The organism is Clostridium peptidivorans, assembly GCF_900205925.1.
GTDB classification, from domain to species: domain Bacteria; phylum Bacillota; class Clostridia; order Clostridiales; family Clostridiaceae; genus Clostridium_AK; species Clostridium_AK peptidivorans.
The window spans coordinates 68,695-88,336 of the sequence record NZ_OAOD01000013.1; the positions used below are offsets into that span (position 1 = coordinate 68,695).

At 31.3% G+C, this 19,642-nt stretch carries 16 protein-coding genes, 5 tRNA genes, 1 riboswitch and 2 other annotated features; of the genes, 17 read left to right on the forward strand and 4 right to left on the reverse strand.

All coding sequences use genetic code 11. The annotated features are described in order from the left end of the window. Nucleotides 1–396: 396 nt before the first annotated feature. From dapB to CRN98_RS11585, 3 genes are read right to left on the reverse strand one after another with little or no spacing between them, the layout of a single operon-like run. On the reverse strand, nt 397–1,146 hold the full coding sequence (gene dapB, locus CRN98_RS11575; protein ID WP_097027588.1) for a 4-hydroxy-tetrahydrodipicolinate reductase: 750 nt from the start codon (nt 1,144–1,146) through the stop codon (nt 397–399). A 15-nt stretch (nt 1,147–1,161) separates the two neighbouring features. Further along, on the reverse strand, nt 1,162–2,046 hold the full coding sequence (dapA, locus tag CRN98_RS11580; RefSeq protein ID WP_097027589.1) for a 4-hydroxy-tetrahydrodipicolinate synthase: 885 nt from the start codon (nt 2,044–2,046) through the stop codon (nt 1,162–1,164). Nucleotides 2,047–2,081: 35 nt separating this feature from the next. Next, nucleotides 2,082–3,071 carry an aspartate-semialdehyde dehydrogenase gene (locus CRN98_RS11585; protein WP_097027590.1) on the reverse strand — a complete coding sequence of 330 codons (990 nt, stop codon included), beginning with the start codon at nt 3,069–3,071 and terminating at the stop codon, nt 2,082–2,084. Nucleotides 3,072–3,724: 653 nt separating this feature from the next. Here CRN98_RS11585 and CRN98_RS11590 point away from each other — a divergent pair. From CRN98_RS11590 to CRN98_RS11660, 15 genes are all read left to right on the forward strand, one after another. After that, nucleotides 3,725–5,383 carry a peptide ABC transporter substrate-binding protein gene (locus CRN98_RS11590; protein WP_242960924.1) on the forward strand — a complete coding sequence of 553 codons (1,659 nt, stop codon included), beginning with the start codon at nt 3,725–3,727 and terminating at the stop codon, nt 5,381–5,383. Between the two features lie 167 nt (nt 5,384–5,550). Continuing rightward, nucleotides 5,551–6,501: an ABC transporter permease gene (locus tag CRN98_RS11595; RefSeq protein ID WP_097027592.1), complete on the forward strand. Its 951-nt coding sequence runs from the start codon at nt 5,551–5,553 to the stop codon at nt 6,499–6,501. A gap of 15 nt (nt 6,502–6,516) precedes the next feature. Then, nucleotides 6,517–7,434, forward strand: coding sequence for an ABC transporter permease (locus CRN98_RS11600; protein ID WP_097027593.1), 918 nt, complete (start codon nt 6,517–6,519; stop codon nt 7,432–7,434). A gap of 14 nt (nt 7,435–7,448) precedes the next feature. Continuing rightward, nucleotides 7,449–8,468, forward strand: coding sequence for an ABC transporter ATP-binding protein (locus CRN98_RS11605; protein WP_097027594.1), 1,020 nt, complete (start codon nt 7,449–7,451; stop codon nt 8,466–8,468). Continuing rightward, nucleotides 8,469–9,434: an ABC transporter ATP-binding protein gene (locus CRN98_RS11610; protein WP_097027595.1), complete on the forward strand. Its 966-nt coding sequence runs from the start codon at nt 8,469–8,471 to the stop codon at nt 9,432–9,434. It abuts the gene before it with no gap. 419 nt (nt 9,435–9,853) lie between these two features. Then, nucleotides 9,854–10,108: an alpha/beta-type small acid-soluble spore protein gene (locus tag CRN98_RS11615; protein WP_097027596.1), complete on the forward strand. Its 255-nt coding sequence runs from the start codon at nt 9,854–9,856 to the stop codon at nt 10,106–10,108. Between the two features lie 113 nt (nt 10,109–10,221). Beyond that, entirely contained in the window at nt 10,222–10,959 is a 738-nt protein-coding gene (locus CRN98_RS11620) for a class I SAM-dependent DNA methyltransferase (RefSeq protein ID WP_097027597.1), read from the forward strand. 20 nt (nt 10,960–10,979) lie between these two features. Beyond that, nucleotides 10,980–11,870, forward strand: a complete 891-nt coding sequence (gene hslO, locus CRN98_RS11625; RefSeq protein WP_097027598.1) for an Hsp33 family molecular chaperone HslO — start codon at nt 10,980–10,982, stop codon at nt 11,868–11,870. 143 nt (nt 11,871–12,013) lie between these two features. Next, nucleotides 12,014–12,188: riboswitch (cobalamin riboswitch) on the forward strand. Between the two features lie 271 nt (nt 12,189–12,459). After that, nucleotides 12,460–13,536: a nicotinate-nucleotide--dimethylbenzimidazole phosphoribosyltransferase gene (gene cobT / locus CRN98_RS11630; RefSeq protein ID WP_097027599.1), complete on the forward strand. Its 1,077-nt coding sequence runs from the start codon at nt 12,460–12,462 to the stop codon at nt 13,534–13,536. 263 nt (nt 13,537–13,799) lie between these two features. Next, nucleotides 13,800–13,875 (forward strand) — tRNA-Val (locus tag CRN98_RS11635). A gap of 9 nt (nt 13,876–13,884) precedes the next feature. Next, nucleotides 13,885–13,961: transfer RNA gene (locus CRN98_RS11640), tRNA-Asp, on the forward strand. 3 nt (nt 13,962–13,964) lie between these two features. Further along, nucleotides 13,965–14,040, forward strand: a tRNA-Phe gene (locus CRN98_RS11645). Between the two features lie 3 nt (nt 14,041–14,043). After that, nucleotides 14,044–14,118, forward strand: a tRNA-Gly gene (locus tag CRN98_RS11650). Nucleotides 14,119–14,127: 9 nt separating this feature from the next. Further along, nucleotides 14,128–14,202: transfer RNA gene (locus tag CRN98_RS11655), tRNA-Cys, on the forward strand. 762 nt (nt 14,203–14,964) lie between these two features. Then, nucleotides 14,965–15,459, forward strand: a complete 495-nt coding sequence (locus CRN98_RS11660; RefSeq protein ID WP_097027600.1) for a hypothetical protein — start codon at nt 14,965–14,967, stop codon at nt 15,457–15,459. A 3-nt stretch (nt 15,460–15,462) separates the two neighbouring features. Here the strand turns inward: CRN98_RS11660 and CRN98_RS11665 are convergent, their stop codons facing one another. Next, complete coding sequence (locus CRN98_RS11665) at nt 15,463–16,179, reverse strand: DUF6873 family GME fold protein (RefSeq protein WP_097027601.1); 717 nt, start codon at nt 16,177–16,179, stop codon at nt 15,463–15,465. 131 nt (nt 16,180–16,310) lie between these two features. On the opposite strand from CRN98_RS11665, the gene ytxC reads away from it, so the two are divergent. Both ytxC and thrS read left to right on the forward strand, forming a co-directional pair. Then, the gene (ytxC, locus tag CRN98_RS11670) at nt 16,311–17,222 is read left to right on the forward strand and encodes a putative sporulation protein YtxC (RefSeq protein ID WP_097027602.1); all 912 of its coding nucleotides are present in this window, start codon (nt 16,311–16,313) and stop codon (nt 17,220–17,222) included. Between the two features lie 46 nt (nt 17,223–17,268). After that, nucleotides 17,269–17,489 (forward strand) — a binding site (T-box leader). Nucleotides 17,490–17,548: 59 nt separating this feature from the next. Further along, nucleotides 17,549–19,471 carry a threonine--tRNA ligase gene (gene thrS / locus CRN98_RS11675; protein ID WP_097027603.1) on the forward strand — a complete coding sequence of 641 codons (1,923 nt, stop codon included), beginning with the start codon at nt 17,549–17,551 and terminating at the stop codon, nt 19,469–19,471. A 41-nt stretch (nt 19,472–19,512) separates the two neighbouring features. Then, nucleotides 19,513–19,630: a sequence feature (ribosomal protein L20 leader region), on the forward strand. Nucleotides 19,631–19,642 lie beyond the last annotated feature (12 nt).

The window sequence follows — 19,642 nt, forward strand, 5'->3', positions numbered from 1 at the left end:
TTGCATCTAGGAAAACGTTCATTTCGCTAAAAACGGCTAATATTTCTAAATTTAAAATCCCTAAGCCTTCTAAACTCGCTATGCTCAGACAGTAGAAGTCTCTATACGGGATTTTAAATTTAGAAATAAAGCCGTTTTAAAGCTTATTCAATGTTTTCTACGATGCAAATCTCATACTATAATTCAACATTAAAAATATCAGTTTAACCTGATGAGGGAAGAAATTTAGTAAGCTGAATTTCTGTAATTGTATAAATGAGGGTGGAATTTCGTAAAAACGAAATTCCACCCTCATTTATTAAATATTCACTATTGATAAATAACTAAGATACATCATTAGTTATTTTATGCAACAAAAACTCTAGATTACCGGTTAGTGATAGTGACTACAGATTCTTACTTTAGCACGTCATCCATATCATATACGCCTGGAGCTTTTCCATACATATATTCGGAAGCTCTTAATGCGCCTACGGCAAATACTTCCCTTGATATAGCGGAGTGTCTTATCTCAATTACTTCACCACTGCCTGCAAAAATTACGTCATGATCGCCAACGATGGAACCGCCTCTAACAGCATGAATGCCTATTTCTTTTTTCTCTCTTTTAGAGAGTCCTTCTCTTCCATAAACAAATTCAGTTTCTTCTTGTATGCTGTCTTTTATAGAGTTTGCAAGTAATAATGCAGTTCCACTAGGGGAATCTAATTTTTGGTTATGATGCTTTTCTATTATTTCTATATCAAAGTCTTTAAAAAGCTTTGAGGATATTTCTTTAAGTATATTGTTCACTATATTTATTCCAATAGACATATTTGCAGATTTAAATACAGGGATTTTTTCAGAAGCTTTTTTTATTTCTTCGAGCTGTTCTTGTGTATATCCCGTAGTACAAAGTACTAAAGGAAGATTTTTTAGTATACAAAAATTTAGTAAATCATCTAAAGATTTAGCTGAAGAAAAATCTAAAACTACATCAAAGGCTACATCACAATCTTCTAGCTTTGCAAAAACGGGGTAAGATGAATTTGTAGATGTATTTATATCTACTCCTGCAACTATTTTTAAATTATTAAATGATAAAGAAGTATGAGATATGATTTGACCCATTCTTCCATTACATCCATTTAAAAGTATTTTAACCATTGTATCCTCCTAAGATTATTTTAATAATCCATAAGCCTTTAATTCATTTTTTAATACAGCAAGATTATTTTCATCCATAGAACATAGAGGAAGTCTTAAATCGCCTACAGACATGCCTAAAATATTCATTGCTGTTTTTACTGGTATAGGATTGGTTTCAATAAATAAGGCATTTGTTAAAGCTAAAGCATCTAATTGAATCTTTAAGGCCTCTTCAAGTTTTCCTTCCATATAATACTTGCACATATCATGCATTTCTTTTGGAAGTATATTTGCTACTACAGAAATTACTCCAATACCTCCTAAAGACATTATAGGAATTATTTGATCATCATTTCCTGAATATATATCTATTGTATCTCTTAAAAGAGCCTTCATTTCAGCTATTTGACTGATATTACCACTAGCTTCTTTAATTGCAACTATATTTTTGCACTCAGCACATATTTTCACTAAAGTAGAAGGATTTATATTCATTCCAGTTCTAGCTGGCACATTATAAAGCACAATAGGAATATTTACATTTTTATCTACTTCTTTAAAATGTTCTACAAGTCCCTTTTGAGTAGTTTTATTATAGTAAGGAGTAATTAGAAGAAGACCATCTACTCCAATGCTTTCTGCCCATTTGCTATATTCTATAGTAGCTTTAGTATTATTACTACCGGTACCTGCAATTACAGGAATTCTTCCATGAACTTTATCTACAGTAAATTTAATAGTTTCTTTTCTTTCGACTTCAGTCATGGTAGAAGCTTCACCAGTAGTACCACATATTATTATTGCATCGGTGATGTTTTTAATATGCCATTCTATAAGCTCTTCAAGTTTGTTGAAATTTACACCATTTTCATCAAAAGGAGTAATTATAGCTACTCCAGAACCTTTAAATATACTCATAATTCACCTCCAAAGAGTAATATTATTGCTTTAAATTATTCATTAATCATATACTCTGCAATTTGAATTGCATTTAATGCAGCGCCTTTCCTTATATTGTCAGCAACTACCCATAAATTTAATCCGGAATCTAAGCTGAAATCTCTTCTAATTCTTCCAACATATACTTCATCTTTTCCTGATGAATTTAAAGGCATAGGATATATTAAGTTTGCGATATCATCTTCAAGTATTATTCCTTTAGAACTTTTAAATAGTTCAAATACTTCTTTAATATCGAAGTCTTTTAAGAGTTCAACGTTTATGCTTTCACTGTGACTATTTAAGACAGGTACTCTAACAGTAGTAGCAGTTATTTTTAAATTATCATCATGAAATATTTTTCTTGTTTCATTTACCATTTTAATTTCTTCTTTTGTATATCCATCTTCTAGAAATGAATCAATGTGGGGAAGAAGGTTACCAGCTATAGCATATGGGAATTTTTTAGGGGCTTCTCCCTTATATCCTTCCATTAAATCATTATATCCATTCATACCTGCACCAGATACAGCTTGATAAGTAGAATAAACTATTCTTTTAATTCCATAGGTATCATAAAGAGGTTTTAAAGCTACTACCGCTTGAATAGTAGAACAATTAGGATTGGCAATAATCCCTTTATGCTTTTTAATATCCTCTGGATTTACTTCAGGTACTACAAGTGGTACATTAGGATCCATTCTCCAAGCGCTGCTGTTATCTATAACTACAGCTCCATAATTTGCGAAAATAGGAGCAAAGCTTTTGCTTGTATCTCCTCCAGCTGAAAATAATGCAAAGTCAATTTTTTTGTCCTTTATATTATCCTCTTTTAATTCTTCCACGATATATTCTTTTCCTTTGAAGGAAAGTTTTTTCCCTGCGGATCTAGCAGAAGCAAACAAATATAATTCTGCTATAGGAAAATTTCTTTCTGCTAGTATTTCTAAAAATTTCCTGCCAACCATTCCAGTACAACCAACTACTGCAACATTGTAATTCATAAAGGTCCCTCCTTAAAAATAATTACATCTTATATTATATTGAGATGTTTTATATTATTATATTATATAATGAATAAACATATAAATGAAATACTATGTATAATTTTTTATCAATAATATTAAAAGCAATAAATGAGAAGATTAATAAATAAAAAAGAATAACATCCTTCATTAGTGAGAAAATTTTAGTGAATTTGCATTCATTAAAATGAATTAATATAAGGAATTTATGATTGCGGTGGGAAGTCATCTGATTGACACTGAAAAAAAACTGTGTTAATATGGTTAAAATAATGTAATAAAAACGTAACAAATAATAGGACAAAGACATACGAGTTTTATAAAAATACATATTTACTTAGAGGTTATTCTTTGTGCAAATATATAATTATTGCAAGACTTGCACTTTTATCTTGTATTTATATAAAAATATAAATAAATATATAAAAATACAATTAAATATATAAAAAGAAATTAAAAATAAATCAAAAGCTGTAATAAATATATGCTATATAAGGAAATATCTCAATCAATTCAGATGTACTAATTTATAATCCAATCACAAATTTTTATTAATTATTCAAGGTTAACAGTATAATTTTTTAATTATATAAATATAAGTAAATATAAGTAATTATAAGGGGGAGTTTATAGTGAAAAGAAACAAAATACTAGCACTTATCTTAACGGCTGCGCTTACACTTACAACATTTGTTGGATGCGGCGGTGGAGATAAGAAGCCAGCAGGTGGAGAAACTAAAGCAACGGTAATGAATTTAGAGCTTGCAGATATTAAAACTTTAGATCCAGGGTTAGCTTCAGATGTAGCATCATTTACTGCGGTAAATGCTGCTTTTGAAGGACTTGCAAGAACTAACAATGGAAAAGTTGAAAAGGCTGGGGCTGAAAGCTGGGAAGTTTCAGCGGATAAAAAAACTTATACTTTTAAATTAAGAGATTATAATTGGTCAGATGGAAAACCAGTTACAGCTAAGGATTTCGTATATGGATGGACAAGAATATTAGATCCAAACACTAAATCAACATACATTGAATTCTTAAGTGGTGTTAAGAATGCGAAGAATTTTACAGCAGGAAAAGCTAAAGCAGAAGATCTTGGATTAAAGGCTAAAGATGACAAGACTTTTGTAGTAGAACTTGAAAGACCAATCCCATACTTTGAAGAAATGATAGCATTCCCATTACTTTCACCTGTTAGAGAAGATGTGGTAAAAGCACAGGGAGATAAATATGGTACAGATCCAACTAAGATGGTTTATTGTGGACCATATACAATTACTGCATGGCAGAAGGGTGCTAAATTAACATTAAAGAAAAATGATAAGTATTATGATAAAGATGTAGTTAAAACTAATGAAGTTAACTTAACAGTTATAAAAGAAATGCAAACAAGATATCAGATGCTTATGAACAAAGAAATAGATGCAATACAAATTACTGGTGAATACGTTGAAAAACTTAAAAATGATGTGAAATCAGGTAAGATTGCAGGCCTAGAGCAAGCGGATCCAACTGCCTTCTATATGATATTTAATCAAACTGGAAAGAATAAGCTTCTTACAAATCCTAAAATTAGATTAGCTTTCTCCATTGCAATAGATAGAGAAACTTATGTTAATAAGATTTATAAGAGAGGATTTGTTTCTAATGGCCTTGTACCTACAATACTTAAGTGCGGAGATGTAGTATATAGAGATAAGATTCAAGAGCCATTAAAGGAAGTAATTGCTCAAAACAAAGATCCTAAAGCATTATTTATAGAAGGATTAAAGGAACTTGGATTAGATCCAGATCCAGCTAAGCATACTGTAAGATACCTTCCACAGGATAGCAGTGCATTTGACAAGCAGTCAGCTGAATTCTTCCAAAATCAATGGGAGTCAAAAATAGGCGTTAATGTACAGCTTGATTCAGCAGCAAGCTTTGCAGATTACTTAAAGAAAACACATGATGGTAACTTTGAAATAGCTATGTCTGGTTGGGGTGCAGATTACAATGACCCAGATTCATTTATAGGAATATTCAAAAAGGATAACGGAAATAACTATGGTAAGTATAATAACCCTAAATATGAAGAATTATATAAGAAAATTTTAAATGAAACTGACAATGCTAAGAGATTAGAATTATTTGCACAAGCTGAAAAATTACTTGTTAATGAAGATGCAGGTATAGCTCCTATATTCTATAAAGATAGAAGATCTTTCTATCAGAATAATGTAAAGGGACTTCAATACCCAGCATTTGGACCACACTATGAATTAAAATGGGCATATGTTGAAGGAAAATAAGTTTATATAATAAATATGAATACTACAATGAGGGTTGCAGAGCCTTGTTGTAGTATTTGTATGTTAAGGGGTAAATGGTATTTTATGGGCATGAAAATAACATATGGAATTAATAAATTCTAGTGATGACATAAATTTTAATTGGAAATCAAGGAAGGAGGATATAAATGGCAAAATATATATTAAAGAGATTAGGATATATGATAATAACTTTATGGGTAATAACTACAATAACATTCTTTTTGATGAATTCTATACCTGGAGATCCTGTAATGGTTCAAGCACAAAAACTTCCACCAGAAACTCAGGAAATATTAAGAGAAAAATATGGGCTTAATAAGCCACTTACAACTAGATACGTTATTTATCTAAAAAACATAGTACACGGAGAATTGGGTGATTCCTTTATAACTCCTGGATATAGTGTACAACAAATAATTAAAGATAAGTTTCCTAATTCATTAAAGCTTGGATTACAAGCTATAGCTTTAGGACTAACTATTGGTATAATATTAGGTATAATAGCTGCTTTTAAAAGAAATACAAAGGTGGATTATTCAGTAATATTCCTTGCAATACTTGGGGTTTCTATACCAAGCTTTGTTCTGGCAGCGTTACTTCAAAAGGCAGTAGGTGGTAAAATAGGACTACCTAGTGCAGGGTGGTTTGCACCTGGAGAATATTTAAGTGGATTTAAATATACTATACTTCCAACTATAGCACTATCCTTTTCGAGTTTAGCAACTTATGCAAGATATATGAGAACTTCTGTTTTAGATGTTGTTGGACAAGATTACATATTAACAGCAGAGTCAAAAGGCGTATCTAAAGTGGCTATAGCATGGAAACACGTTATAAGAAATGCAATATTACCTGTTATTACTATACTTGGACCACAGGTAGCAGCAGTTATTACAGGATCTATAGTAGTAGAGAGAATATTTAATATTCCTGGACTTGGAAACTCAATGATAGATGCTATTTTAACAAATGATTATAATGTAATTATGGGACTTACAATTTTTTATTCAGCACTGTACATTGTTTCATTATTAATAGTTGATATATTATATACAGTAGTAGATCCAAGAATAAGACTTACTGGTGAAAAAAGATAGGAGGTCAAAGGCATAATGGTAAATTTAAATAAAGAAAAATTTAAAGTTTTAGGATATGATGCAGAAAATGCTGATATTATAGTAAGACCTAATTTGACCTACTGGCAGGATGCGTGGAGAAGATTAAAGCAAAATAAGGTTGCTATGTTTTCTATGATATTATTGGTAATTATAATACTTATGTGCATAATAGGACCTTGGATATCACCACATAAGTTTTCTGTTCAAAATACAGATAAAATGAATGTTTCCCCAAACAGTGAATATTGGTTTGGGACGGATAATTTAGGAAGAGATTTATTTTCAAGACTTTGGATTGGTGGTAGAGTTTCTATTACTATAGGTATAGTAGGCACTATAATAGAAGTAGTTATAGGTTGTATATATGGCGGTATTAGTGGATACTTTGGAGGAAAAGTAGACGACATAATGATGAGAATTGTGGAAATACTTATAAGTATACCATATATGCTAATAGTTATAATACTATCCATATTTATGGGAAAAGGTATGATGTCACTGTTGATTGCATTATGTATTACTGGTTGGACAAGTATGGCTCGTATGGTTAGAGGACAGGTTATGCAGCTTAAGCAATCAGAATATGTACTTGCGGCACAGGCATTGGGAGCAGACCCTAAAAGAATAATACTTAAACACTTAATACCAAATACTATTGGAATAATAATTGTTTATATGACTTTTGATATTCCATCATTTATATTTGCTGAAGCATTTTTAAGCTTCATAGGACTTGGAATACAGCCTCCTGAAACTAGTTGGGGTGCAATGACTTCCTTTGGACAAGCGGTTATGGATTTTTATCCATATCAATTAATTTTCCCAGCACTAGCTATTTCATTAACAATGTTAGCATTTAACTTACTTGGTGATGGATTAAGAGATGCTCTAGATCCTAAGCTTCGTCAGTAAAGGAGGAGATAATTATGTCACATTTGCTTGAAGTTAAAGATTTGAAAGTTACATTTCACACATATGCAGGTGAAGTGCAATCCGTTAGAGGAGTATCTTTTTATGTAGATAAGGGGGAGACCTTAGCTATAGTTGGAGAATCTGGTTGTGGTAAGTCAGTAACTTCTAAATCCATAATGAGATTAATACCTACTCCTCCGGGAGATATAAAAGAAGGTTCTCAAATATTATTTGATGGAAAAGATATTTTAAAGATGTCAGACAAAGAACTTAGGGATTTAAGAGGAGAAGATATAAGTATGATTTTCCAGGATGCTATGACATCCTTAAATCCTACAATGAAAATAGGAGATCAAATAGCTGAAAACTTAATTATTCATAGAGGAATGAATAAAAAGGAAGCGTTAGATGAAGCAATAAAAATGCTTAAATTAGTTAATATACCAAATGCAGATAAAAGAGTAAATCAGTACCCACATGAATTTTCAGGTGGTATGAGACAAAGAGCAATGATTGCCATGGCACTTGCTTGTAATCCAAAAGTTTTAATAGCTGATGAGCCTACTACCGCATTAGATGTTACAATCCAGGCTCAGATAATGGATCTTATAAGAGAACTTCAAGATAAGCTTGGTACAGCAGTTATACTTATAACTCATGACTTAGGAGTGGTTGCTGGTGTAGCAACTAAAATTCAGGTTATGTATGCAGGTATGATAATTGAAAGAGGTACTAGGGAAGAATTATTCTATAATTCAAAGCATCCATATACTTGGGCACTTTTACAATCAGTACCAAGACTTGATACAAAACATAAAAATGAATTATACTCTATACCAGGAACTCCTCCAGATTTATTAAAACCTCCAGTAGGATGTCCTTTTGCATCAAGATGTGCTTATTGTATGGAAATTTGTAAGGAAGAAATGCCTGAAGTAACAAAGATTTCAGAAACTCATGAAGTACAGTGTTGGTTACAGCATCCTCTTGCACCAAAGGTTGAGGCTCCAAAATTTGAAGGAGGTGCAATATAGGTGGAAAAAGAAATTTTAATCCAGGTTAAAAATCTTAAAAAGTATTTTAAAGTTGGAAAAAATGCTACTTTAAAAGCTGTAGATGGTGTAAGTTTTAATATAAAAAAGGGAGAAACCTTAGGACTAGTTGGAGAATCAGGTTGTGGTAAAACAACTTGTGGAAGAACAGTACTCGGACTATATGGAGCTACAGACGGAGAAGTTTTATTTGAAGGCACCGATATACACAAATTAAAGGGTAAAGCAAAAAAAGAATATACTAAAAATGCACAAATAATTTTCCAGGATCCTTATGCATCACTAGACCCAAGAATGACAGTAGGGGATATCATTGCAGAAGGAATAGATATACATGGTATATATAAAGGGAAAGAAAGAACTGATAGAATATATGAGCTTTTACAGTTAGTAGGTTTAAATAAGGAGCATGCGTCAAGATTTCCTCATGAGTTTTCAGGAGGACAAAGACAGAGAATAGGTATAGCAAGAGCATTGGCAGTAGAACCAAAGTTTATTGTTTGTGACGAGCCAATCTCAGCACTTGACGTTTCTATTCAAGCACAGGTTGTAAATTTACTTATAAAATTACAAAATGATCTTGGTCTTACTTATTTGTTTATTGCTCATGATCTTTCAATGGTAAAACATATATCTGACAGAGTAGGAGTTATGTACCTTGGAACTATGGTGGAGCTTGCTTCAAGTGAAAACTTATATGCGAAACCACTACATCCATATACTCAGGCACTTTTATCTGCTATTCCAATTCCTGATCCAGAAATTGAGCAAAGCAGAAGCAGAATAATGCTTGAAGGAGATGTACCAAGTCCTATAAATCCAAAACCAGGATGCAGATTTGCACCAAGATGTAAATATGCAAAACCTGTATGCAGTGAAGTTTCACCTGTATTCAAAGAGGTTGAGAAAGATCACTTCGTAGCATGTCATTTATTTGAAGATAAATAATAAATTATGCAATGAAGCATCTCATTAACATGAGATGTGCTAATTTATAACGAAATCATAGATTTCTATAAATTATGCAAGGCCCTAAAATCAGTGTAATAGCTGATTTTGGGGCTATTTTTAGGTGCTAGGATAAGCGCTTTTAATCGCCAGTCACTAATTCCTAGTTCTTAATTAGCAATCTATATATCAAATCTAAAGAATTGCTTGATAAAATAGTTAGATTTAATTTAGTTAATGTTTAATACTGAATGATTAATATTTATGGATGAAGTTCTTAGCTAGCACAAATTCTAAACACTAGAGATTAGCGATTAGAGACTAGCTACTTAATTTTGTCTTACAAAATTGAATAAATAAACCCCTATCTGTAAAAACTATTAACTAACGTAATTAATTTTTTTACGGAGGGGATTATTATGGGAAAAACACCACTTAAAAAGGTTATAAAGGCTAAATTAAAATCAAATAGAGAGCTTACTGAAGCAGAAAAGCTTAGAGAACAAATTAAATACGAAATTGCTGATGAATTGGGCTTGATAGATAAGGTAGAGAAATATGGCTGGAGCAGCTTAACTTCAGAGGAAACAGGAAGAATTGGAGGAATAATGACTAGAAGAAAAAAACAAATGAATATTCCTAGAAATATTGACTTGCAAAAAAACAATTTATAATATAAATTTATTAAAGAAACATCTGAATTTTGAGATGTGCTGATTTATAGCGAAATCAAAGATTTGTATAAATCATGTGTGAATATATTTGCATTGAATAAAGGGGAAGGGTTATGGAATGTTACAAAGAATTTGCTCATATTTATGATAATCTCATCAAGGGAGATGTGGATTATTTAAAATGGGCAAATATTATATTAGATTTATGTAATGAGCTTAATGTGTCTAGAAGAGAGTATTTAGATTTAGCTTGTGGAACTGGAAATTTAACAGAACATATAGCAAAAGGTTTCTTAAATACCTGGGCAGTAGATTTATCAGATGATATGCTTACTGAAGCTGAAAATAAGCTTAGAGGCAAAGGGATAAAGGGAAAGTTTGTATGTCAAGATATAAGTGAATTAGACTTAAATAAGAAATTTGATCTTATAACATGCTGCTTGGATTCTACTAACTATTTAACAGAAAATGAAGATATATTAAACTATCTTAAGGGTGTACATAAGCATTTAAAAGAAGAAGGTATTTTTATATTTGATATAAATTCATATTATAAACTTTCTAATGTATTAGGAAATAATACATTTACCTATGATGAAGAAGACGTATATTATACTTGGGAAAATGTATTTGAAGACAATATAGTGGACATGTATTTGACCTTCTTTTTAAAAGAAGGAGAGCTTTATAGAAGATTTGATGAACACCATACAGAAAGAGCATACACTGAGGATGAGTTAGAAGACTTTATCACTAAATCTGGGTTTGAAATAGTAAAAGTATTGGATAATTATGAACATGACGATATATCTTCTACAAGTGAAAGAATAGTGTATGTACTCAGAAAATAAGAAATCAGGAGGAAATAAGAATGAGTGATAAATTAGTTAGAGCAATTGCAAGTAATGGTGACATAAGAATTATCGCAGCTATTACTACAGAACTTGTGAATGAAGGAGTAAAAATTCATGAATGTGCTCCTACAGCAGCAGCAGCACTAGGAAGAATGCTTACAGCAGGAACTCTAATGGGAGCAATGTTAAAATCAGAAAAGGACTCTTTAACTATTCAGATGTCTGGAGGCGGTGAGGCAAAGGGTGTTGTTGTTACTGCTTATCCTGATGCAAGTGTAAAAGGATATATAGGAAATCCTAAGGTGGATTTACCTGCTAATAGTAAAGGAAAGCTTGATGTTGGAGGAGCTATAGGTATAAATGGTAAGGTTACCGTTATAAAGGATATGGGACTTAGAGAGCCTTATGTTGGTCAGATACCTATTTATTCAGGAGAAGTAGGGGATGATCTTGCTTATTATTTTACCGTTTCCGAGCAGACTCCTTCTGCTGTTGGACTTGGAGTTCTTGTAGACACTGATTTAAGTATTAAAGCAGCAGGTGGATTTATTATTCAAATGATGCCAGGAGCAAATGAATTAGCGGCTGATTTAGTCACTTATAGACTTCAGGATATGAAATCTGTAACTGATTATATAGTGCAGGGAATGAGTATTGAAGAAATACTTCAGTTTATATTTGAAGATATGGATTTAAAAATATTAGATAATATGACTCCCAAGTATCAGTGTGATTGTACAAGAGATAAGGTAGAAAGAATATTTATGAGCATAGGAGAAAAAGACCTTACTGAAATATATAATGAAAATAAAACTGAGGAATTAAAGTGTCACTTTTGTAATACACGCTATGAATTTACTAATGAACAAATAGGAGAAATTTTGAAAAAATCAGAAAGTGATGATTAAGCATGAGCCAACAACCATTAAAATACATTGTAATTGGTTAAAAACTGTAATATAATTTTATTATGAAACATCTCAATAGCTTGAGATGTGCTGATTTATAACGAAATTATAAATTTCTATAAATCATGCATAGTTAATTAAAATTTAATATAATTATTTTAGGTGCTAATATAGTTTAAAAGAGAAGGTGGTGAAAAGCCACTGCAGCCCCCGCTACTGTAAGAGTTGACAAATCCCATTTATCCACTAGATATTTCTAGGGAGGAGGTAGGAGGAAGAAACTTAAGCCAGGACAACTGCCTGAAATACATTGCTACAATGCTTCGGAGGGAAGATATAAGCTTAGATATGTATTCCCTTGCTTTTGCAAGGGATTTTATTTTGTAATGATATTTAATATATGTAAGTTATTTAAAAACATTATATTATAAGTATTACATGTTAAAAATAATAATCTCCCTATTGATTAGGGGGATTATTATTTTTTATCTTTCCATTAGAAGTATGATAATATTTAAGGTCTTTAAAACAAATGCTATTTGGTATTATAAAGTATTTTGCTACTTTTAAATTTTAGGAGGAATGGGAAATGGAATTATTTAAAAAAACATTGGAAAGTATTACACCAGCTAATGAAGAGGCAATAGAAAAGGGTTGGCAGAGAATGGATAGCCTTAGTAAGCCTATAGGAAGTTTAGGAAAATTAGAAGAAATAGCTGTAAAGATTGCAGGTATTACAGGACAAGTAAAAAATAAAATAAATAAAAAAGTAACTATAGTTATGAGTGCGGATAATGGAGTATTGGAAGAAGGAGTTAGTGCATGTCCTCAAGAACTTACAGCTATTATTACAGATAATTATACAAGAGGTATTACAGGTATAGGAGTTTTATCTAATTATGCTAAAGCAGATGTGTGTGTAGTAGATATAGGTGTAAATGGAGAGTTTAATAATCCTAAGATAGTAAATAAAAAAATAGCTTATGGAACTAAAAATATGGCAAAGGAAGCTGCTATGTCGAGGGAAGAAGCTATAAAAGCCATTGAAGTAGGAATAGAAATGGTAGATAAACATGTAAGTGAAGGATATGATTTATTTGGTACTGGAGAAGCAGGAATGGGAAATACTGCTACTAGTGCAGCAATTATAAGCGTATTTTCTGGAATAGATTCTGACTTAATAGTAGGCAAAGGTTCTGGACTTACAGAAGAACAATTTATAAATAAAAAAAATGTAATAAAAAGAGCAATTGAGTTAAATAAGCCTGACAAAAATGATGTTATAGATGTTTTATCAAAAATAGGTGGTTTTGATATAGCAGGATTATGTGGCTGCTTTTTAGCAGCGGCTAAAAATAGAGTGCCTATAGTTATAGATGGAATTATATCTTGTGCAGCTGCATTATGTGCTTATAAGTTAAATCCAACTGTGAAAGATTTCATGTTTCCATCACATCTTTCAGTAGAAGCAGGAGCAGCTTATGTTATGAATGAAATAGGTCTTAAAGCAAACTTGAATTTAGATATGAGATTAGGAGAAGGTTCTGGTTGTCCTATAGAATTTTTAATAATAGAATCTGCTTTATGTGTGATGAGTGATATGCATACCCTTCAGGAGGCTAGCATACATAACAGCGAATTTTTAGTAGACATTAGAGAAAATTAGCTTTTTCTAGTGGTTGTTTAGAAAAAGTGCGACATTTTAAAGTAATGTTGAACCTACCATATGAGATTTGCATAATTAATGAAACATATCATACGGTAGGTTCAACATTAAAAATGTTGTAATTTTCTTATACTATACTTTTATTAATTATAAATTAATGACGAATAGTTAGTGAAAAATATAATTTTTTTGAATTTGTTTATTGACAAAAGTTATATCAGCTTATATAATAATAATTGTCTGAATGACGCGCAAGTATTTATGGGAGCATAGCTCAGCTGGGAGAGCATCTGCCTTACAAGCAGAGGGTCACAGGTTCGATCCCTGTTGTTCCCACCATGATACTGCGGCCCAGTGGCTCAGTTGGTTAGAGTGCCGGCCTGTCACGCCGGAGGTCGAGGGTTCGAGCCCCTTCTGGGTCGCCAAATGGCTGGATAGCTCAGTCGGTAGAGCAGAGGACTGAAAATCCTCGTGTCCCTGGTTCGATTCCTGGTCCAGCCACCACATGCGGGAGTGGCTCAGTGGTAGAGCGTCACCTTGCCAAGGTGAACGTCGCGAGTTCGAATCTCGTCTTCCGCTCCAATTTCATATGGCGCTATAGCCAAGTGGTAAGGCAGAGGTCTGCAAAACCTCTATTCCCCAGTTCAAATCTGGGTGGCGCCTCCAATTTAATTCAGTGATTTAAAAGTAGCTTATACTGTAACTTGTCAGAGGGTTAACAGTATAGGCTGTTTTTATTTGCTGTTAAGACCTTTGTGTTGTTTTACAGCATAGACCTTTGTTGGCTGGCAGGGGAACGGATTATGTTATCAGGAAGGCTACAAATGGCAAGAAAACGCATAACAATGAATGGAGCAGGAGCGGTAATGGAACCGTTACATCAAGAAAGGGAGCAGAAAGGCAACTTTACTATTGGCGAGTTTTTAGAGTATGCAGCTTAGATGTACAGTAAAAATTATAAGCCTTGTACAATTAACTGTATGTTAGGCACAGAATATTTTACAGAGAGAGCGAAGCTATATTAAAAGCTTATATATTAGACCCAAAGATTACACAAAGAGAATTAATTGGAGTTGACGGAATAACACAATTTAGTACAAATACAAAGAGTAATAAAGAATGTAAGAAACAAATTAAGCACAAGTCTGTAACTTAAATGTTATGGACTTTTTAAATTTCTTTAACTATCTTATATTTACTCTTATTTTAATTGTTATGTAATGTTGGGAGTAATTATACTGTTACTAAGGTGTTTTCTTCTGTTCTCTTAATTGTTATAAAAAAGTTTCATAAAGTGCTCTAAAGGTTTAACATATTTAAGCAAAAATGTTATAATATTATATGATTGAGATTGCGGTTATTAATATTAAAAAATAAATATTTTAGTGTGTCGTCTAATAGTATTAAAAAAGTTAAAGGAGGAGTGAAATGAGAAAGGGAAATAAACTTATTGTTATTTTTTCAGCAATAATAATTATTCTGGGAGCGGGAATAACATTATATAAAAGTAATTTATTTTGTAATGTTTCAAATGACTATTTAGCAAGTAAAGAAGAAACAGAAAAGAGTTTTTATTCTAAACAAAATGAGAAAAGTACTAAGGATAGTCAAAGCTTTGATTTTGGCAAGTTTACAGGTAAGTGGTCTTTAATGGAGTTTACTTCGGATAAGGGAAACAAAATAACTATAAGTGATAACACAAAAATTGATAAAGGTAAATTTTATATTGTGGTATTAGATAAGAATTATAATATTATGGCTAAAAAGAACGAGCTAAATGATAAAGGAAACATAATTTTTACTACACCTAATAGTGGAAAGTATATTGTTAGAATTGTTGGGAAAAATGCAAGTGGAAGTTTTAACTTAAAGATAGGTGCAAGTAATAACATTAATGTCTCCCACAAAAACTTTTTCGAATAGTAATTATAGTGCCACCCATGTGGGTGGCACTATAATACTCCCTCTATCTATTAATCTACCATTTCTTAAATAAACAGGCTGAATCTCGTGCTTTTTTAAAAAGGATAACACTTCTTTGCCATAAGCGTAATAAGATAAATCTCCATAAAAGGCTAAAGTATTAGCATCTATTTTGCCACAACATCCTCCTATAAATCCATAGTCAAGTCCAGGAAGCTCAATATCACCTGGAGGCAATAAAAGTACATCAATATCATTAGATTTAAGAGAGTTAGCTATACCCTTATCACTGGTCATTATTGCTCTTTCAGAAACTATAGCAGTAGAGCATTTGGTATAACCTTGTTTTACATTTACCAAAATTTTATTTTTTGCTTTATTAAGTAGTGTTCGATCTGTATATTTTAAATAATGCACAAATAAGTTTGATAAACTCAAGGCATTTAGTGTAATATCATAAGGATATTTAGCTAAAATTGATGAATGAGATTTTAACACATTGAAATTTAAGGATTTTAGCAATTCGACAAAATGAAATGGCATATCTCTATGTACTAGTATATTTTTATTATCTATCAAATGAACAAGCATATCCGGATGACCGCACACTGATTCGTATAATTTTTCATAAGGAGGACAAATTAAGACTTTGCAACCTAGACTTTCCAAACTACTTTTTTCTACAATATTTATTCTATAATCAACTAATGCATATTTCATATTTCTCACCCATAATACATATTAAGTTAGTTATGCTATTTTTGTCAAATTTCCTAGGAAATATGTTCAAGCATATTATGTATACACTTTTAAATTTCACATATACTATGCTAGAAAGGAGTGAGAATGGTATGGAGCACTTTACATTGGTATATGAAAATGAAGTAGAAGATATTATAGATAGTGTTAATAGTTTAAAAGAATATTTTAAAAATAAAAAAATAGAAGTTGGAATATGGGAAAGCATACATGAAAACACTCACTTTCTTAAAATATATTTTGCTAAAGAAAAGTTTAATGAGAAGTATTTTCAAATTTTTAATTTGTATATAGCTAATATATTGTATAGGGAAGTTGTAAAGAAATTTTATAAAAAAAATCTCGTAGATTTTTTAGAAGATAACTATTTTTTTCTTACAGGTGATGAAATAACAGAAATAAAAAACAAAAGTGTAGAAATATTTAATAATGAAACTTTTTTAATAGATGATAAAAATATATTTTATTTAAATAGAAAAAATGAAATGATAGATAAGATAATAGACTGTATAAAAGAAAATAAAGAAATAAATATAAATGGATTTGTAATGTTTAGAATGAAGGAATTGGAGATATACTTAGAAAATATAATTGAAAAAATAGTAGAAGACCACATGGTTGAAAAAGAATATGATGAATTTATAAAATTACTTCAATACTTTGTAAATATACAAGAAAGTAGAATAGATGAATTAAATATAATAATAGATATAGAGGGAAGATATATACTTAGGGATAAAGATGGCAATGATATAACGGAAAGCTTTATGAGTGATATGCATAAAAATAAAATGAATACTGAACTTTTAAATGGCGTGAATTTTGAAGATATGCTTATAAGCAATTTAATAACTTATTGCCCTGAAAAAATAGTTATACATTGTCCAGAAAATTCGTTCAATCAGGAAATAATAAATACAATAAGTAAAGTATTTATTCAAAGAGTGGAATTTTGTACTGAGTGCAAAATGTGTAATAAGATAAAGAGAAAAAGCCCGTTATAAAAGTTATAGTTTTTATTGACAGAATTTAATGTTAATACTATAATTAAAAAAAGCAATGAAAAGGAAGAGTAAACAATTAAATTATTACTAGAGAGGAAAGTCCACTGGCTGAAAGATTTTCTTAATAATATTGTTGAAAACCACCTTGGAGCTGTATGCTGAAGTTTAGTAAGTATTACCGTTGCCTGCGTTAAAGGTACAAAGAGGATAGTATATTTTTATATATTATTAATTTGGGTGGAACCACGGTTATAAATCGTCCCAGTATATGGGAGGATTTTTTTATTTTTTGTAATATATTTTAAATAAAATAAGGAGGATCTATTATGATTAAGGTGACTTTAAAAGATGGAAAAGTTTTAGAGGTTGAAAAGGGAACTAAAGTAGCAGATATAGCTATGAAGATAAGTCCTGCCCTCTATAAAAAAGCATTAGGTGCAAAAATAAATGGTGAGGCTTGTGAGTTGATGACAGAAATACAGGATGATTGTTCACTCGAAATATTAACATTTGAAGATGAAGGCGGTAAATTAACATTAAGACACACTGCTTCACATATACTTGCTCAAGCTGTAAAAAAACTTTATCCAGAGGTGAAATTAGCAATAGGACCTGCTATAGACACAGGTTTTTATTATGATTTTGATGCTGATTTTACTTTTACTCCAGAGATGTTTGATAAAATAGAAAAGGAAATGCAAAATATTATAAAAGAAAATTATGCATTAGAAAGATTTGAACTTTCAAGAGAAGACGCTATAGATTTAATGAAGGAAAATAATGAATCATATAAGGTTGAATTAATTGAAGATCTTCCAGAAGATGCAGTAATATCTTTCTATAAGCAGGGAGATTTTACAGACTTATGTGCAGGTCCTCATGTGCCATCTACAGGTAAGGTTAAAGCTATGAAACTTCTTTCAGTGGCAGGAGCTTACTGGAGAGGTGATGAAAAAAATAAAATGCTTCAAAGAATATATGGAACAGCATTTACTAAAAAGAGTGAATTAGAAGAATATCTACATATGTTAGAAGAAGCTAAAAAGAGGGATCATAGAAAATTAGGTAAGGAATTAGACTTATTTAGCTTACATGAAGAAGGTCCAGGATTCCCATTCTTCCATCCAAAGGGAATGGTAGTTAGAAATCTTCTTGAAAATTACTGGAGAGAAACACATACTAAAGCTGGATATCAAGAAATAAGAACTCCTATCATATTAAATGAAAAATTATGGCATCAGTCAGGCCACTGGGACCATTATAAGGATAATATGTATTTTACAGAAATAGATGGAGAAGATTTTGCTGTAAAACCAATGAACTGCCCAGGATCAATACTTGTTTATAAAAGTTCAATGCATTCTTATAAGGAATTTCCACTTAGACTTGGAGAACTAGGAATGGTTCATAGACATGAGCTTTCTGGAGCTTTACATGGACTTATGAGAGTAAGATACTTTACTCAAGATGATGCTCATATATTTTTAACTAGAGACCAAATAAGAGATGAAATATTAAATGTAATTAAATTAATAGATGAATTTTATAAGAGTTTTGGTTTTGAGTACTTTGTTGAATTATCTACAAGACCAGAGGATTCCATGGGTAGTGAGGAAGATTGGGAGGCAGCTACAAACGGACTTAAAGAAGCTTTAAATGCTGCAGGATTAAGTTATAATGTAAATGAAGGGGATGGAGCATTCTATGGACCTAAAATAGATTTCCATCTAAAGGATTGCTTAGGAAGAACATGGCAGTGTGGTACTATACAGCTTGATTTCCAAATGCCAGAAAGATTTGATTTAACTTATGTAGGAGCAGATGGAGAAAAACATAGACCAGTTATGGTTCATAGAGTTGTATTTGGAAGTATAGAAAGATTTATAGGAATACTTATAGAAAACTATGCTGGAGCATTCCCAACTTGGCTTGCACCAGTACAGGTTAGAGTGTTAAATATAACGGATTCACAAAAAGATTATGCTAAGGGTATAGTTGAAACTCTTAAAGAAAAAGGATTAAGAGTAGAATTAGATGATAGAAATGAAAAAATAGGATACAAGATAAGAGAAGCACAGCTTCAAAAAATTCCTTATATGATAGTAATTGGAGATAAGGAAATGCAGGCAGGAAAAATAGCATTAAGAACAAGAAGAGGTGGAGATTTAGGAGCAATGGAATTAAATGATTTCATAGCTAAAATAGAAGAGGAAATCAAAGCTAAATCCACTGAAGGCTGTATTTTATAAAAAAAATGTTGACAAGTAAATAATATTGTAGTAGAATTCTATATGTTAAGAAGAAACGAGCCGTTTCTCACCTTACAGCATTGCTAGTAGGGTTATATGGATGACAATCTTTGTTTTGTTGCATATAAAGGACGGCATTTGCCGTCCTTTTTTTAATACATATAATATTTA

Excerpts from the sequence above, each read along its gene's own strand:
- CRN98_RS11600 (WP_097027593.1), top strand. The coding sequence starts at position 6,517 with ATGGTAAATTTAAATAAAGAAAAATTTAAAGTTTTAGGATATGATGCA.
- CRN98_RS11585 (WP_097027590.1), bottom strand. The coding sequence starts at position 3,071 with ATGAATTACAATGTTGCAGTAGTTGGTTGTACTGGAATGGTTGGCAGG.
- CRN98_RS11660 (WP_097027600.1), top strand. The coding sequence starts at position 14,965 with ATGAGAAAGGGAAATAAACTTATTGTTATTTTTTCAGCAATAATAATT.
- ytxC (WP_097027602.1), top strand. The coding sequence starts at position 16,311 with ATGGAGCACTTTACATTGGTATATGAAAATGAAGTAGAAGATATTATA.
- thrS (WP_097027603.1), top strand. The coding sequence starts at position 17,549 with ATGATTAAGGTGACTTTAAAAGATGGAAAAGTTTTAGAGGTTGAAAAG.
- hslO (WP_097027598.1), top strand. The coding sequence starts at position 10,980 with ATGAGTGATAAATTAGTTAGAGCAATTGCAAGTAATGGTGACATAAGA.
- CRN98_RS11615 (WP_097027596.1), top strand. The coding sequence starts at position 9,854 with ATGGGAAAAACACCACTTAAAAAGGTTATAAAGGCTAAATTAAAATCA.
- dapB (WP_097027588.1), bottom strand. The coding sequence starts at position 1,146 with ATGGTTAAAATACTTTTAAATGGATGTAATGGAAGAATGGGTCAAATC.
- cobT (WP_097027599.1), top strand. The coding sequence starts at position 12,460 with ATGGAATTATTTAAAAAAACATTGGAAAGTATTACACCAGCTAATGAA.
- CRN98_RS11595 (WP_097027592.1), top strand. The coding sequence starts at position 5,551 with ATGGCAAAATATATATTAAAGAGATTAGGATATATGATAATAACTTTA.
- CRN98_RS11665 (WP_097027601.1), bottom strand. The coding sequence starts at position 16,179 with ATGAAATATGCATTAGTTGATTATAGAATAAATATTGTAGAAAAAAGT.
- CRN98_RS11605 (WP_097027594.1), top strand. The coding sequence starts at position 7,449 with ATGTCACATTTGCTTGAAGTTAAAGATTTGAAAGTTACATTTCACACA.
- CRN98_RS11620 (WP_097027597.1), top strand. The coding sequence starts at position 10,222 with ATGGAATGTTACAAAGAATTTGCTCATATTTATGATAATCTCATCAAG.
- dapA (WP_097027589.1), bottom strand. The coding sequence starts at position 2,046 with ATGAGTATATTTAAAGGTTCTGGAGTAGCTATAATTACTCCTTTTGAT.